Source organism: Methylobacterium sp. WCS2018Hpa-22, assembly GCF_031843785.1.
Classification (GTDB): Bacteria; Pseudomonadota; Alphaproteobacteria; order Rhizobiales; family Beijerinckiaceae; genus Methylobacterium.
The window spans coordinates 1-13,191 of the sequence record NZ_JAVTJA010000011.1 but is presented as its reverse complement, the minus strand read 5'-3'; the positions used below and the strand labels follow the sequence as shown (position 1 = coordinate 13,191).

Here is a 13,191-nt window from a genome sequence, read left to right as displayed (position 1 = left end):
GGCTGGCGTTCCATGAACAAACTCATTCTCGCATCCGCCGCATTGCTCGGCGCGGTCGCGTTCGTTCCGACAACCGCCGACGCTCGCGGAGGCGGCTGGGGTGGTGGCGGTGGTGGCGGTGGCATGAGTCGTGGCGGCGGTGGGCTCGCCGCGGGTGGTGCAGGCGGCGGCTGGGGCGGCGGTGGAATGAGCCGTGGAGGCGCTGGCGGCGCGGGACTCGCGGCTGCGGGCGGTGGTGGGCGAGGCTGGGGCGGTGGCGGCTTGAGCCGTGGCGGTGCTGGCGGCGGTCCCGCTGCCGTGGGGGGCGCTGGCCAGGGAGGCTGGGGCGGTGGACGCGGACAGGGCGGGATCGCTGCCGGTCCGAACTCCGGCGGTGGCTTCAACCGTGGCGGCTACGGTCATCACCGCGGGTATGGCTACAATCGTGGCTACGGCCGGGGATACGGCTACGGCGGACTCGGTCTTGGTTTGGGGCTAGGCTTGGCTGGAGCCGGAATCGGTTACGGCTATGGCAGCGGTTACTACGATAACGGTGGCTATTACGGCGGCGGCTATGCCCCAGCCTATTATGGTGGCGCCGTCGAGGTTCAGCAGGATGTCGGCGGGTCCGATCAGGACGTCGCCTACTGCATCCAGCGCTTCCGCTCCTACGATCAGCGATCGGGCACCTATCTGGGCAATGACGGTCAGCGTCACCGCTGCCCGCAATAACAACTGCACGGAAGACCTGCACCAAGAGCGAAGACATTTCAGCCTCATCCGACAAGAGAAGCCCCGCATCACTCGTTGCGGGGCTTCGTCGCATCTGGGCCCAGTGGCGCCTGCCTTACTTATCCGCGCCGTCTTTGCCATCGGTCCATCGGCGGAGATGATGATCTATACCTGACGACCCCGCCTCCACCCCGTTCGAGGGTCTGGGTCTAGGAACGGCGGTCGCAGCGAGGAGGGATCTTCCGGGGCTGCTCGGCATGGCGTAACGCCACGTCATGGTGGCTTCCGGTTCTCTCCTCGCTCCCGACGACATCGCCCACGTCATTCAGGTCGCGCTCGCTCCCGCTTTCCTGCTGACGGCGCTGGCGACGCTGCTCAATGTCTTCTCAACGCGCCTTGGGCGGGTGGCCGACCGTGTCGATGATGCCGCCGCCAGCTTGCAGAAGGCGGATGCGACCGAGGCGGCGCACCTGTCGCGCCAACTGACCTATCTGCGTCAGCGCTCCTTCATGCTCGATGTGGCTGTGGTGCTGGCCTGTTTCGGCAGCATCATGACCGGCATCGCGGTGCTCACGCTTTTCGTCGGGGCCTTGCGCGATGCCGCCACGGCCTCCGTCTTGTTCGGATGCTTCGGCGTCGCCCTGGTCTGCACGGTGGCGGCCATCGTCGCCTTCCTTCTCGAGATCCTAATGGCGGGCCGCCGTATCAGGGACGAGGTCGACCGCCAGACGGTGCAGGCCTCGGATCGGGAAGCGTCTGGACCCGATCTCCCATAGCGATCGCCGCGAACAGCACGGGCTTGATCCAATGTTGCGGACCGCCACCTGCGGCTTCAATCCTCGACGATCCCCTCGCCATGCGCGTCGAGCCAGCGAATTGCGCCGCTGAGGTCGAAGCCCCGTTCCCGGCCATAGGCCGCGACGTCATCGCGCCTCAAGCGTCCCGCCAACACCTCGCTCAAAGCCCAGAGGGTGAGCGAGCGGGTACCACTACGACAATGCGCGAGGACTGGGCCGGGCGCCCCTTCCACGGCGTCGCGGAACTGCGCGATGTCGTCGAGTGTGATGTCTGGGCCGGTAACCGGAAGATGGAGATAGGCCAGCCCCGCCGCCCTAGCAGCTGCGGCTTCGGCCTCCGTGCCCAATTGGCCGGGTTCTTCCCCCTCGGGCCTGTTGTTGATCAGCAGAGCGAACCCTTTTCCCGCCAAGTCGGCGATCTCGGCTTCGTTCGGCTGGCCGGAGACCGAAAGTCGGGATTCGATGGAGGTGATGGTCATGGAAGATCGTCCTTGGGGCTGCCTTGCGGCTCCGTTGGCGCTGCACGGACCCGCCACAGATCGTGTCCGTTCCGTGCGGCACAAGCGGGGCAGGCTGATTCCACCGCACGGCCCGCCTTGAACCCGGGATGGGTCTCGTCCGTTTCCGGTCTGATCCTCAACCCGCCTTCAGGATGACCACCATGGCCGATGCAAGACAGATCGTCGACGCGCTCGTGCGCTCACGCAAGGGCGGGATCGCCGCCACGGCCGCCCTCGGTGGGCTCGCCCTCGTCGCGGGCCTGGCTCTTCGAGCACTCCGTCCTTCCCATGAGCCCGAAACCCCCGATCTCAGCCAAGTCGGCGAGGACGAGGCCCGCATCATGCTGCGCGCCATGGTGGCGGCGACCTTGGCCGACGGCATCGTGGACACGCAGGAGCGCCAGCGCCTCGACGAGGCGGTAGAGGCGGCCGGTATCGACAAGGATGGCCGCGCCTGGCTCGAAAAGGAGCTGGCCGACCCGGCCGAGATCGACGAACTCGCCGAACGCGTGGATTCGCCGGAGAAGGGTGCCCGCCTCTATGCGGCAGCGCGTCTGGCCATCGATGCCGATACGCTGCAGGAGCGGGAGTTCCTGAAGCGATTGGCCGAGGCCCTGGACGTCTCGCAGGACGTGGCGGCGAGGGTCGATGCCGGGCTCGAAAATGCCTGATGGAGAGCGATGTCGCGGGAGTTGACGCGCTCCGTACCGGCCCGATGGGGAAGTGCTACTTCCCCATCCATTCGTGCCCTGCCACCAGCGCCTCAACCGATCGTGTCCAGGTGCCGGGCTGGTCGGTGGCGCCGGTGCCGAGTGCCCGCTGGACCATGACGCTGTCGCTCCAGCGGCCGTACTTGTAGCCCACCGCCGGCAACAGGCCGACACGGACGAAGCCGCAGGTCTCGTGGAGCCGCAGGGACGCTTCGTTCTGCGCGTCGATATAGCCGATCATCTGGCGGTAGCCACCGGCGGCGCAGGCCTCGATCAAAGCCGGCAGCAGGCGTCGCCCGATGCCGGCGTTCAGGTGCTCGTGATGAACGTAGATCGAGTGCTTGAGCGTGTAGCGATAGGCCGGGCGCTTCCGGAACGGGACAGCGTAAGCGTAGCCCGCCACCACCCCATCGCGGTCGGCCACAAGATGCGGCAGACGCCTCTTGCGCATGGCCTTGCGGCGGCGCTTGAGGTCGTCGGGATGGAGCGGATCCGCTTCGAAATCCCCCACATCACCTACGCCCCGCCGAATATGGTGAGCGTAGATCGCCACCATGGCCGGCACGTCCGCATCCGAGGAGGGCCGGATGATGATCCCGGTATCGGAGGCGGCGGGCGGCCCTTCCGGATTCACGGGCGATTCTCGCGCATGACATAGGTGTAGAAGCGGATGGTCCCATCGGGATCGACGTTGCGGAACACGCCCTGAATCTCGGCCTCGAAGCCCGGGAACAGGTTCGCGGAGCGCTCGAACATCTTGAAGTAGTCCAGCATGGGTTTCGCCCGTTCGTCCAGTCGTTCGCCCGGCAGCACCGTGCCGATGCCCGGCGGGTAGACTAGAAGCAAGGTCGTCGCCACGCGACCTTCCGCTTCCGCGATCGGCACGTAATCGACGTTGTTGCGGGTGAGCTGCTGCACCGCCTCCTTCGGAGTCATGACCATCTCGGGCAGGTGGCCGGGTTCGAACTGCTTGCGTTGAAGGGTGCTGGTGCCGTGCTCGCGGTGGAAGGCGTGGAAATCCGCGCAGAGGTCGCGCAGGCGTACGCCCTTGTAGCGGTTCGGCCGGCGCCGGACGAATTCCGGCATGGCATCCTCGAGCGGCACATTCTCGTCATGCAGGCGCTTGAAGGCCACGAGGCCGGAGATGAGCGTGCCGGCCTTGGAGGATTCGACGCCCGGCGTCAGCAGGAATAGGAGCGAGTTGAGGTCGTTCTTCTCCGGCACGATGCGGTTTTCGCGCAGGTACTGGGCCACGATGGGCGCGGGCACGCCGTGCTCGGCATATTCCCCCGTGCGCCGGTCGAAGCCGGGGGTGAGCACGGTGAGCTTGTTCGGGTCGGTCATGGCGTAGTTCGGCGCCACATGGTTGAAGCCGTGCCAGGCGGCACCGGGGGTCAGCTCCCAGTATTTCGCGTCGCTGGCGAGCTCGTCCGTCGAGACGCTCTCCCACGGCACCTTGCCCTCCGGGCCCTTCACCGTGTCCGGCACGAAGGGGTCGAAGAACCAGCGGCGCAGAGGATCGCCCTCCTTCTCCTCGAATTCGCGGCGGATGGCACGGACCTTCTTGCGCCATTCGATGCCGAGCCGGATCGTGTCGTCCCACAGGACGACGCCCGAGCGGCCCTTCATCATCTGCGCGCCGACATCGAGCGAGGCGAAGAGCGGGTAGAACGGCGAGGTCGAGGCGTGGACGAGGAAGGTCTCGTTGAAGCGCCGGTGCTCGATGCGCCGGGTCTGGCCGCGAATATGGCTGTCCTTGGTATGGATCTGCGAGGCTTGTGAGAAGCTCGCCAGCTGCTTGTGGGTCGATTGCGTGGCGATGATGCCGGGCGAGGTCTCGTCGAGGCCCTTCAGTCCCATGGCGAAGCGGCCGGCGAAGAGGGGGTGGAACTTCATGAAGCCCGCCCAGGCCTCGTCGAACAGGATGTAGTCGCAGAGATGCCCGATCTTCTCGAGGATCATCTGCGCGTTGTAGATGGTGCCGTCATAGGTGCACTGCTCCACCACCGCCACGCGGAACGGGCGCTCGCGCTTCCAGGCTTCCTTGTCGGTGATGAGGGGGTTGGTGCGGATCTTCTCACGGATGGCCGCCTCGTCGAGGGCCTCGTGATACATCGGGCCGATCAGGCCGAAGCAGTTGCGGTCGGTCTCCAGGAAGACCGGAACCGCGCCGCCGAGGAACAGGGCGCCGTGATGGGCCGCCTTGTGGTTGTTGCGGTCGAACAGGACGAGGTCGCCCTCCGCCACCAGGGCCGAGAGCACGATCTTGTTGGAGGCCGAGGTGCCGTTGAGGACGAAATAGGTCTTCTCGGCGCCGAAGATGACGGCGGCTTCTTTCTGCGCCTTCAAGGCCGGGCCTTCGTGGACCAGAAGGTCGCCGAGATCGAGCACGGAATTGTCGAGGTCGTCGCGGAACACGGCCTCGCCGAGATGCTCCACGAAGATACGCCCGATCGGCGAGCGGTTGTAGAAGATGCCGCCGTTATGGCCCGGGCAGGTCCAGAGCTGGTTGCCCTGCTCTGCGTAATCGACCAGCGCGCCGAAGAACGGCGTCTTCAGGGTCTCGGCATATTGCTTCACGCGGCTCACCAGGCCGCGGGCGATGTAGTCAGGGGTCTCTTCGGCCAGGAAGATGTAGCCGTCGATGAAGTCGAGCACTTCGACGGGGATGTCCTCCAGGCGCTTGCGGCGGACCATGATGACGATGGGCATTTCGAGCCCGCGCTTCCGCATCAGGTTGATGAGGGCAGCCGCTTTGCCGTCGAGGCCGCGCTTGCCCCAATCGACCACCATGCAGCCGATGGCGGCATCGGTCTGGACCGCGATGGCTGCGTCCTCCACGCGGCGGGCGCGGACCACTTCGAAGCCGAGCTTCTCCACAGAGCCAATGATCTGCTGGACGCGCACGCCCTCGAGGTCGTCCGGGTCGAAGTTAGGCGCGCACATGAGCACGGTGAAGCGGCGAAAGAAGTCCATGCGGGGGAAGGCTCCGGTGGTCGGATGAATCGAGGGTGTGTGGGCGCGTTCGCGTTCGGGATCAACCAGGCCGGCCGGCGAGATTGAGCCGGCGGATGACGACATAGACGGCCAGCGCCGCGAGCGCGCCGATGATCAGGGCGATCATGGAGCCGCTGTCGGATTCGGAAAAGAACAGGCCCTTGGTGTTCATGCCGAAGACGCCCGTGACCAGGGTGGGCGGCAGAAACAGGGCCGTGAGGATGGAGAGGGTGAAGAGCTGGCGGTTGGTCAGCGCGGTCGTGCGGGCGGCGATCTCATCCTGGAGAAGCCGGCTGCGCTCGGACAGGACATGCATGTCCCGGTGGAGCGAATCGAGGCGCTGGACCACGCGCGCCGCCATGGCGCCGACGGCTTCCGGCAATTGGTCGCCCTCCATGGCGGCCTCATCCTCGAGCCGGTGGAACACCGCGCGTAAGCCGGCGAGTTGACGGTGGGAGCGCACGGATTGGCGGCGGATCGGTCCCAACGGCCTGGCATCGTCGGCCTTGGCCTCGTCGAGCATGTCGTCCTCGATGGCATCGAGGGAGGAAGACAGGCGATCGGACGTGGCATTGAGCGATGCGATGGTGCTGCCGACGAAGCGCTCCAGCAGCTTTGCCGGGCCGGGAACGAGGGTACCGGACAGGACCGCGTCGCGGGCGGCGACCGCGCAGGCCGTGGCATGGCGACGGCCACTGACCAGATAGCCTGGACCGAGAACGCAATGGAGGCGGCCGTTCGGCTCTTCGCTCGACGACCCGTCGAAAGCGCGTTCCCGGTCGGCGATGACGAAGCCGGCATGAGGGCCATCGACGACGACACGCTGATGCTCGTCGCGGGCGAAGGTTGCGGCGGCGAGACGGGGCGGGCCAAGGCGTCCCTCAAGGATCAGCGCCTCGGTCCGCGCATCGACGAGATCGACGTGAAGCCAAACGAAGCCGTGTTCCGGGTCACCGAGGGAAGGAAGCTCGTCCCTCAGCGCAACCTGGCGTCCCCGTCCATCCGTGTCGAAGGCGAGGGCGAAGATCAGCCCCGGGAGGGACGATTCCTCAATGAGAAGATGCTGCATAATGCGTTCGCGGCGAACATGGCCGGCAAAATACCGGCTCACTATCGCGCTGGATCGCAAGGCTGGGCGACACTGTGATGACGACGAGGCGCGTCTGCTGCCATCGTATTCTCCCGATGGTTCAGACGACTCGCAGGGACGGGGCGGAGCGACGACGTCGATGGTCGAGCCGTGATTGGCCATCATGACGTGCATTCCGAGGGATCGCGCTGAGCGTCACCAGTCGCCTTCGCATCACGGCCGCCTGCGCGACATTCTTCGGTGAGCCTTGCTGGGCCAAGCGCTCGTGGAAGGGCATGCAGTGATGATGTACATCGCCTGTGCTTGCCGGCAGCATCTGCACTTCGCCGAGGTTCGTCGGACTGGGCGGAAAATAACGCCGCGTCGTCCGAGGTCTTCATCGTCGCTATTCGCGTCCAGCGTGCGGCAGGCCGTCGCTGGACATCTCTTCGGTTAGCTTCGTTCCGCCCCGTCCTGCATCCTCATTTCGTAAGACGATTCAGACTACCCTCTAGAAGTGAATTACCGACATACTACTAGATCAGGAGTCCAAAGTCCGCCCTACTCAAGGATCCTTTAGCAACATCTCTCAGGATGATACTGCTGCCAAGACCAAAATCATCGAACGTGACAAGAGTGTCCGCCCCCCGTTCAACATAGTAAGGTTGATATCCTCGAAGCTGCTCACGAGGGCTGACACGTCGAAATGATCGAAGCCCTTCGCAAAACCATAGACGTTATCCTTCCCAAAATTCATTTTGAAAGTGAAGGTATCAGCTCCCCCACCAGCATACAGCTTGTCGTTACCGGTGCCGCCATCGATCACCGTGTCACCCTCGCCGGCCCTGATGACATCGTTCCCCTTTGTCCCCGACACCGTGGCGAAGGTATCCTTGGCGTTCTGCAGGTTGACCGTGGTGCCTGCGGTCACGCCCGACAGATCGAGGGTTAGAGCTCCGCGCACATAGATCGTCTCGATACTCTTGAAGCTTGCGTCGGTGAACGTGAAAGTATCGGGTCCAAGAAGCAGGAGCCTGTCCTGCCCATCTTCCCCGTCGACCAGCGCTGGTGCATTGGTAACTGCCAGCTTGTCATTGCCGTCGCCGCTGATCAGTGTATCGGATGCTCTTAATCCCCGGAGGAAGTCGTTGCCGGCCAAGCCCGTCAGGATATTAATGCCACTATAGCCGATCAGGACGTCTTCGTATCGCCTACATGGCCGGCGAGGCACTTTGAGCCCTCGCTCCACCGGCGAATGACGCAGGATGGTGCCCCGCCGACATCGAATGCCATTCAGAATTGGTCATGGCTGCGGAACACTCGTCCGCTCCGACCCTGGACGATGTCGTTCCGCCGGGCCTCCGACGGTTCAAACCCGGATCGCCACGAGATCGGGGCCTCTCCCGCGTTGAGGGTCCGAACAGCGTTGAACCGAGGGCCGCGGCAAGGTGCGGGTTGGGCCGGAGCCCGCATGGGGAGAAAGGACATCCGCCGTCGGGAGATCGCCGGGCGGCACCGACAGGATCACCCCCGATCCCTGGACCGGATTTAGCCAGACAGGATCTAACGGTCCCTGTCCGCCTCCAGCTGTTTCATGAGCTCGGCAAGGCGAGGGTCGAGAGGCTCGTCGATCACGGGCTCGTAGAGGGCCTGCAACTCCTCGCCGAGACGCCGCCGGGTGGTCTCGGTCAGCGCGCTGTTGAGATCCCTGGTGCGCGGCCGGGGCCGGGCTGGCTCGCGATAGTCTTCAATGAGCATCGCCACTCCTTCGATAACACAAGAAATGTGAACGCCGGGATCGAAGATAGGTTCATATGTCGCTGTGAACGGGGTTTACCGCCCGAGGGAACGAGCGCGACGGAGATAGGCCCCTGAGTGCGAGAATACCTCCCGGCAGAAGTCAGCGCCTGCGTCGATCAGAAAGTCACAGCGTTGAGACTGCCCACAGAACTTCCGGTCACGGACGGGTTGCGCTCAGACCAGAATGACCCGTCGGGAGATTTTTTTGAGAATACCGAGCCATCGTTTTTACTTCGCAGACGACCATCGAACGAAACTGTAGCTAAGATATCGAGAGCACCTTTCGAGGTCGAGCGACGGCGGCGGGCTTGCTGATCGTTGACGAACGGACACCAGAGCACTGCCATCAGGGAGGACAAATACACCTCTGCGCCGCTTTTCTCATATATCGGCATTTCTGCCGCCTCTTTCTCACAGATGAAGATTTGTTTTATTCTTATTATAAACTTGAAATACAGATTTATGCTTGCGTTGCGGCTCGGGGCGGCTAGGCTCCCTCGAATCATCCAGCTTCGGAATCGCCGTCCCATCGCCATATGAGCCTCACTTCCGCGCAAATCCTCGACCTCGCTCCCGATGCGTCGAGCCGCAAGGCCGGGCAGGATCAGGCGAAGGCGGCCAAGTGGAGCGGGCTCGGGCGGGCAGGCGCCGTCGTCTGGGGCGAGATCAAGGGAAGCGGAGCGAACCCTTATCGCACGGTGGCCGATCTCTCCGGTCCAGCCTCGAAATGCACCTGCCCGAGCCGGAAATTTCCCTGCAAGCACGCAATCGGCCTGATGCTGGTAGATGCCGCCGCGCCGATCTCCGAGGCAGAACCGCCGGATTGGGTCGCCGCCTGGATCCGGGGGCGCGAGAGCCGCGCCGTCTCCGCCGAAACGCGGTCCCAGCAAGCCTCTGCCCCCGTCGACGAAAAGGGGCAGGCCAAGCGCCGTCAGGCCCGCGAGGACAAGGTCTCGGCGGCGCTCGATGAACTCGATCTCTGGCTCGGCGACCTGATGCGGCGCGGTCTCGCGACGGTGCGGCGCGAGACCTATGCCTTCTGGGACCGCATGGCGGGACGCCTCGTCGATGGACAGGCCCCGGGCCTCGCCCGCAGGGTCCGGGCCATGCCGGGCCTCATCGCGGCCGCGCCCGGCTCTGCCGCGCGTCCGGAGGCGGCCCTTGCCCTCGCCCTCGGCCGCCTGTCCCTGCTGGCCCGGGCCGCCCGGCGTCTGGAACGGCTCACGCCCGAACAGGCAGCGGGCGTCCGCGCGGCCATCGGCTATCCCGTGACCACCGAGGAGATGGCGGCACGTCCGGGTCTCGTCGACGAGTGGGCCGTCCTCGCGCATGCGGTGGAGGACGAGGACAAGCTCACCGCCCGCACCGTCTGGCTCGCCGGACGGACGAGTGGCGCCATGGCCCAGGTCGTCGATTACGGCACCTCCGGCTCGCCGCTGCCGCCGGTCCCGGCGGCAGGACAGGATTTCTCGGGCGCGCTCGCCTTCCATCCCGGCGATCCGCCGCTCAGGGCCGCGTTTCGCGAGGGGCGCGCCAGTCCGGCACCGGCCGGCCCCCTGCCCGGCGCGACGAGCGTCGCCGAAGCCCTCGACGGTTTCGCCGGGGCCCTGGCGCGGGCGCCGTGGATCGACCGTTGGCCGCTTCGGCTGTCCGGCCTACGCCTCGGACATCTCGCGGATGGCGCCATGGGCGCGGGTGACGCCACCGGCTGTTTGACCCTTGCCGATTCCGCACATGTCCCCCCTCTGATGGCGGTGGCGGCGGGGGGCCATATCGATCTTTTCGGTCTCTATGACGGGTTCGCGCTCACGCCCCTCGCCATGGTGGCCGGCGGGCATCTCTACGCGGTTCCGGCCCAGGATCCCCGGCCGATCCTGGTGAGGGCGGCCTGATGAGCCTCGACGTCTCCGCCCCCGACGATTGGGAGTCGGCCCTCGTCTCCGCTCTGCTGGGGGCCGACCGCTCCCCCTCCCCTGTCGATCTCGAGACGGTCGCCGGTACGCTGCCGCGCGCAGAGCCGGGCATGACCCTGCTGGCGCGGGTCGCGGTCGCGGGCATCCACCATCTCGCCGGCAGCGGCTTTCCGCCAGAAGCCTTCACGCCGACGCGCCCTCACGAGGCGAAGGGCCGTCCCTGCCCACCCGAAGCGGCGGCGCGGCTCGGGCTGCTCCTCGCCGCAGGCACGGAGGCGCGGGGCCGCGTGAAGGAGTGGTGCGAGATCGCGGCGGAGCGGGGCATGCGCGCTCCGCCCTGGCTGCTCCCCGCCCTCGCGCCCTACCGGCGCGAGTGGGACGAGACCATCGACGCGGTCGCGGGCGAGGAGCTCGCCTGGCTGGAGGCGGCCTGTTCCGCCCGAGGCGCCGAGGCGGCGATTTCGGCCCCGGATGGCGCTGAAGCGAGCCCGGCCGAGCGCCACGCCACCTTCGCCGACTTCCGCTTGCGCGATCCCGAAGGAGCCCGCGCCGATCTGGAGGCTGGGTTCCGCGCCGAGAAGGCGGAGATGCGCGAGCGCCTCGTCTACATCCTGGAGATCGGCCTGTCGGAGGCGGATGCGCCCTTCCTCGAAACCTGCCTGGACGATCGCGCGGGCGGCGTGCGCGCGGCAGCGAGAGTCCTGCTACCGCGCCTCACCCACTCGCTCTTCGCCTCCCGCATGGCGGCGAGGGCGCGAACCGCGCTCGTGGTCGAAAGCAGCCGAAAGCTCCTCGGCGGGACGAAACACACTCTGGTGGTGACGCTGCCGGAGGAATCGCCGACGCTCGCGCGGGACGGGATCGAGCCGAACGCCTACGAGCGGAGGCGCGGCGGCGCGAGGGCCGGTCTGCTCGAGAGCGTCATCGCCGCCGCTCCCCTCCACGCCTTCGCCGATCATCCGCCGAAGCTCTGGATCGAACTGGCCCTGCGCAGCGAATGGGCGATCCAGATCGTCGATGGTTTTCTCACCGCCGCGCGCCGCGAGCGCGACCTCGACTGGGTACGGATGATGGTGTCGGTGCTGGGCGAGGCGTCGGCCGGGCGCCTCTCCGGCATCGAGCCGGTCGACGCGCTCCGTGAGACCTGGGCCCGCGCCGTACGGTCGCTCCCCGATGCGGAATGGGAGGCGACGGTGGCGCAGCTCCTCGGCAAGGGGGAGATCGATACGATTCTGACCCTGCTGCGACAGGCGCCCTCATCCCTGTCGGAGGTCTTCACGGCGGCCCTCCTCGATTGGCTTGCTGCGGTGACGCGGACCTCGCAATCCGACCGCCAGGACCTCGCCTCCGCTTACCTGCTCACCCGCCTCGCCGAACGGGCCTGGCCCGACGAGGACCACGCGGCATCGGCTGCCGCCATCCTCGCCCGGCTGCCTGACGAGGCCGAGGACAACCTGCGCCGGCAGATCGAGGACTTCGCCGAAACCCTCGCTTTGCGCGCCACCATCAGACGGGAGTTCGCCTGAGGCATGAGCCAGATCAACGGAACCAAGACGACGCAGCTGCGCCGGGCCGCCGAGGATGCCTTCGCCGAGGAGTTGGAGGCGCTGCGCGGCGTCGATGACAGGCCGCGCCCGCCGAACTGGCTGCTCTCGCCGCAGGCGGTCGTCACCTACCTCATGGGCGGGCGGCTCGGCTCCGGTTTCGAGGTCACGCCGAAATACATCGGCGACCGGCGCCTGATGGAGGTGGCGGTGGCGACGCTGGCCACCGACCGGGCGCTCCTTCTTCTCGGTACGCCGGGCACCGCCAAGAGCTGGGTCAGCGAGCATCTGGCCGCCGCGATCTGCGGCACCTCCCGCCTCATCGTGCAGGGCACCGCCGGCACAAGCGAGGAATCGATCCGCTACGGCTGGAACTACGCACTGCTCCTCGCCAAGGGGCCGAGCCGCGAGGCGGTGGTGGCGAGCCCGATCGTGCGCGCCATGGAGGAGGGCAAAATCGCCCGCGTGGAGGAACTGACCCGCATCCCCTCCGAGACGCAGGACAGTTTCATCACGATCCTCTCCGAGAAGACCCTGCCGATCCCGGAACTCAACGAGGAGATCGCCGCCGCGCGGGGCTTCAACCTCATCGCCACCGCCAACAACCGGGATCGCGGCGTCAACGAATTGTCGAGCGCGTTGAAGCGGCGCTTCAACACCGTGGTGCTGCCCTCGCCGGCCACGATCGAGGCCGAGATCGCCATCGTCGAGACCCGCGTGGCCGCCCTCGGGCGCGCCTTCGAAATCCCCGCCGAACCGCCCGGCGCCGACCAGATTCGCCGAGTCGTCACCATCTTCCGCGAGCTGCGCGAGGGCGTGACCGCGGACGGCAAGAGCAAGGTCAAGCAGCCATCCGGCACGCTCTCCACGGCCGAGGCGATCAGCGTCGTCGGCAGCGGGCTGGCGCTGGCCGCGCATTTCGGCAACGGCCACCTCTCGGCCCACGACCTCGTCTCCGGCATCAGTGGCGCGGTGATCAAGGATCCGGTGCAGGACGCCATCGTCTGGCGCGAATATCTCGAGACCGTCGTGAAGGAACGGTCGGAGTGGAAGGACTTCTACCGCGCCGCCCGCGAGAGCGCGTGAGGGCGTTCTCACCCTCCCCCCTCTGCGGGGGAGGGTGCCTGCGGAGCAGGCGGGAGAGGGGGCG

12 protein-coding genes are annotated in these 13,191 nt (G+C 66.5%); 6 read left to right on the top strand and 6 right to left on the bottom strand.

Annotated elements, in window-relative coordinates; genetic code table 11:
• The first annotated feature begins 12 nt into the window (after window positions 1-12).
• Window positions 13-711, top strand: coding sequence for a BA14K family protein (locus RQI43_RS15520; RefSeq protein WP_311275721.1), 699 nt, complete (start codon window positions 13-15; stop codon window positions 709-711).
• Window positions 712-986: 275 nt separating this feature from the next.
• Entirely contained in the window at window positions 987-1,487 is a 501-nt protein-coding gene (locus tag RQI43_RS15515) for a DUF2721 domain-containing protein (RefSeq protein ID WP_056422172.1), read from the top strand.
• Between the two features lie 56 nt (window positions 1,488-1,543).
• Here RQI43_RS15515 and RQI43_RS15510 read toward each other — a convergent pair whose 3' ends face one another.
• Window positions 1,544-1,987: a TIGR01244 family sulfur transferase gene (locus RQI43_RS15510; RefSeq protein ID WP_056454704.1), complete on the bottom strand. Its 444-nt coding sequence runs from the start codon at window positions 1,985-1,987 to the stop codon at window positions 1,544-1,546.
• A 182-nt stretch (window positions 1,988-2,169) separates the two neighbouring features.
• Here RQI43_RS15510 and RQI43_RS15505 point away from each other — a divergent pair, with 182 nt between their 5' ends.
• Complete coding sequence (locus RQI43_RS15505) at window positions 2,170-2,679, top strand: DUF533 domain-containing protein (RefSeq protein WP_056423228.1); 510 nt, start codon at window positions 2,170-2,172, stop codon at window positions 2,677-2,679.
• Between the two features lie 55 nt (window positions 2,680-2,734).
• Here RQI43_RS15505 and RQI43_RS15500 read toward each other — a convergent pair whose 3' ends face one another.
• The 5 genes from RQI43_RS15500 to RQI43_RS15480 all read right to left on the bottom strand — a co-directional run bounded on the left by RQI43_RS15500 (window position 2,735) and on the right by RQI43_RS15480 (window position 8,542).
• On the bottom strand, window positions 2,735-3,352 hold the full coding sequence (locus tag RQI43_RS15500) for a GNAT family N-acetyltransferase (protein WP_056422177.1): 618 nt from the start codon (window positions 3,350-3,352) through the stop codon (window positions 2,735-2,737).
• The gene (locus RQI43_RS15495) at window positions 3,349-5,694 is read right to left on the bottom strand and encodes an Orn/Lys/Arg decarboxylase N-terminal domain-containing protein (protein ID WP_207414111.1); all 2,346 of its coding nucleotides are present in this window, start codon (window positions 5,692-5,694) and stop codon (window positions 3,349-3,351) included. The genes RQI43_RS15500 and RQI43_RS15495 overlap by 4 nt, the downstream gene beginning before the upstream one ends.
• Before the next feature lie 61 nt (window positions 5,695-5,755).
• Entirely contained in the window at window positions 5,756-6,784 is a 1,029-nt protein-coding gene (locus RQI43_RS15490; RefSeq protein ID WP_311275720.1) for a CorA family divalent cation transporter, read from the bottom strand.
• Between the two features lie 589 nt (window positions 6,785-7,373).
• A complete protein-coding gene (locus tag RQI43_RS15485) occupies window positions 7,374-8,015 on the bottom strand; it encodes a M10 family metallopeptidase C-terminal domain-containing protein (protein ID WP_311275719.1) in 642 nt (213 codons plus the stop codon).
• A 332-nt stretch (window positions 8,016-8,347) separates the two neighbouring features.
• Window positions 8,348-8,542: a hypothetical protein gene (locus tag RQI43_RS15480; RefSeq protein WP_056422192.1), complete on the bottom strand. Its 195-nt coding sequence runs from the start codon at window positions 8,540-8,542 to the stop codon at window positions 8,348-8,350.
• Between the two features lie 578 nt (window positions 8,543-9,120).
• Between RQI43_RS15480 and RQI43_RS15475 the strand changes: the two genes are divergently transcribed.
• From RQI43_RS15475 to RQI43_RS15465, 3 genes are read left to right on the top strand one after another with little or no spacing between them, the layout of a single operon-like run.
• Window positions 9,121-10,476 (top strand): SWIM zinc finger family protein, encoded by a 1,356-nt coding sequence (locus RQI43_RS15475; protein ID WP_311275718.1) that lies wholly within the window; start codon window positions 9,121-9,123, stop codon window positions 10,474-10,476.
• Entirely contained in the window at window positions 10,476-12,023 is a 1,548-nt protein-coding gene (locus tag RQI43_RS15470; protein ID WP_311275717.1) for a DUF5691 domain-containing protein, read from the top strand. Before RQI43_RS15475 ends, RQI43_RS15470 begins: the two co-directional genes overlap by 1 nt.
• Window positions 12,024-12,026: 3 nt before the next feature.
• Window positions 12,027-13,127, top strand: a complete 1,101-nt coding sequence (locus tag RQI43_RS15465; RefSeq protein WP_311275716.1) for an AAA family ATPase — start codon at window positions 12,027-12,029, stop codon at window positions 13,125-13,127.
• The last annotated feature ends 64 nt before the right edge of the window (window positions 13,128-13,191 follow it).

What these genes read in the sequence shown, in the direction of transcription:
- RQI43_RS15520 (WP_311275721.1), top strand. Translation starts at nt 13, where the DNA reads ATGAACAAACTCATTCTCGCATCCGCCGCATTGCTCGGCGCGGTCGCG.
- RQI43_RS15515 (WP_056422172.1), top strand. Translation starts at nt 987, where the DNA reads ATGGTGGCTTCCGGTTCTCTCCTCGCTCCCGACGACATCGCCCACGTC.
- RQI43_RS15510 (WP_056454704.1), bottom strand. Translation starts at nt 1,987, where the DNA reads ATGACCATCACCTCCATCGAATCCCGACTTTCGGTCTCCGGCCAGCCG.
- RQI43_RS15505 (WP_056423228.1), top strand. Translation starts at nt 2,170, where the DNA reads ATGGCCGATGCAAGACAGATCGTCGACGCGCTCGTGCGCTCACGCAAG.
- RQI43_RS15495 (WP_207414111.1), bottom strand. Translation starts at nt 5,694, where the DNA reads ATGGACTTCTTTCGCCGCTTCACCGTGCTCATGTGCGCGCCTAACTTC.
- RQI43_RS15490 (WP_311275720.1), bottom strand. Translation starts at nt 6,784, where the DNA reads ATGCAGCATCTTCTCATTGAGGAATCGTCCCTCCCGGGGCTGATCTTC.
- RQI43_RS15480 (WP_056422192.1), bottom strand. Translation starts at nt 8,542, where the DNA reads ATGCTCATTGAAGACTATCGCGAGCCAGCCCGGCCCCGGCCGCGCACC.
- RQI43_RS15475 (WP_311275718.1), top strand. Translation starts at nt 9,121, where the DNA reads ATGAGCCTCACTTCCGCGCAAATCCTCGACCTCGCTCCCGATGCGTCG.
- RQI43_RS15470 (WP_311275717.1), top strand. Translation starts at nt 10,476, where the DNA reads ATGAGCCTCGACGTCTCCGCCCCCGACGATTGGGAGTCGGCCCTCGTC.
- RQI43_RS15465 (WP_311275716.1), top strand. Translation starts at nt 12,027, where the DNA reads ATGAGCCAGATCAACGGAACCAAGACGACGCAGCTGCGCCGGGCCGCC.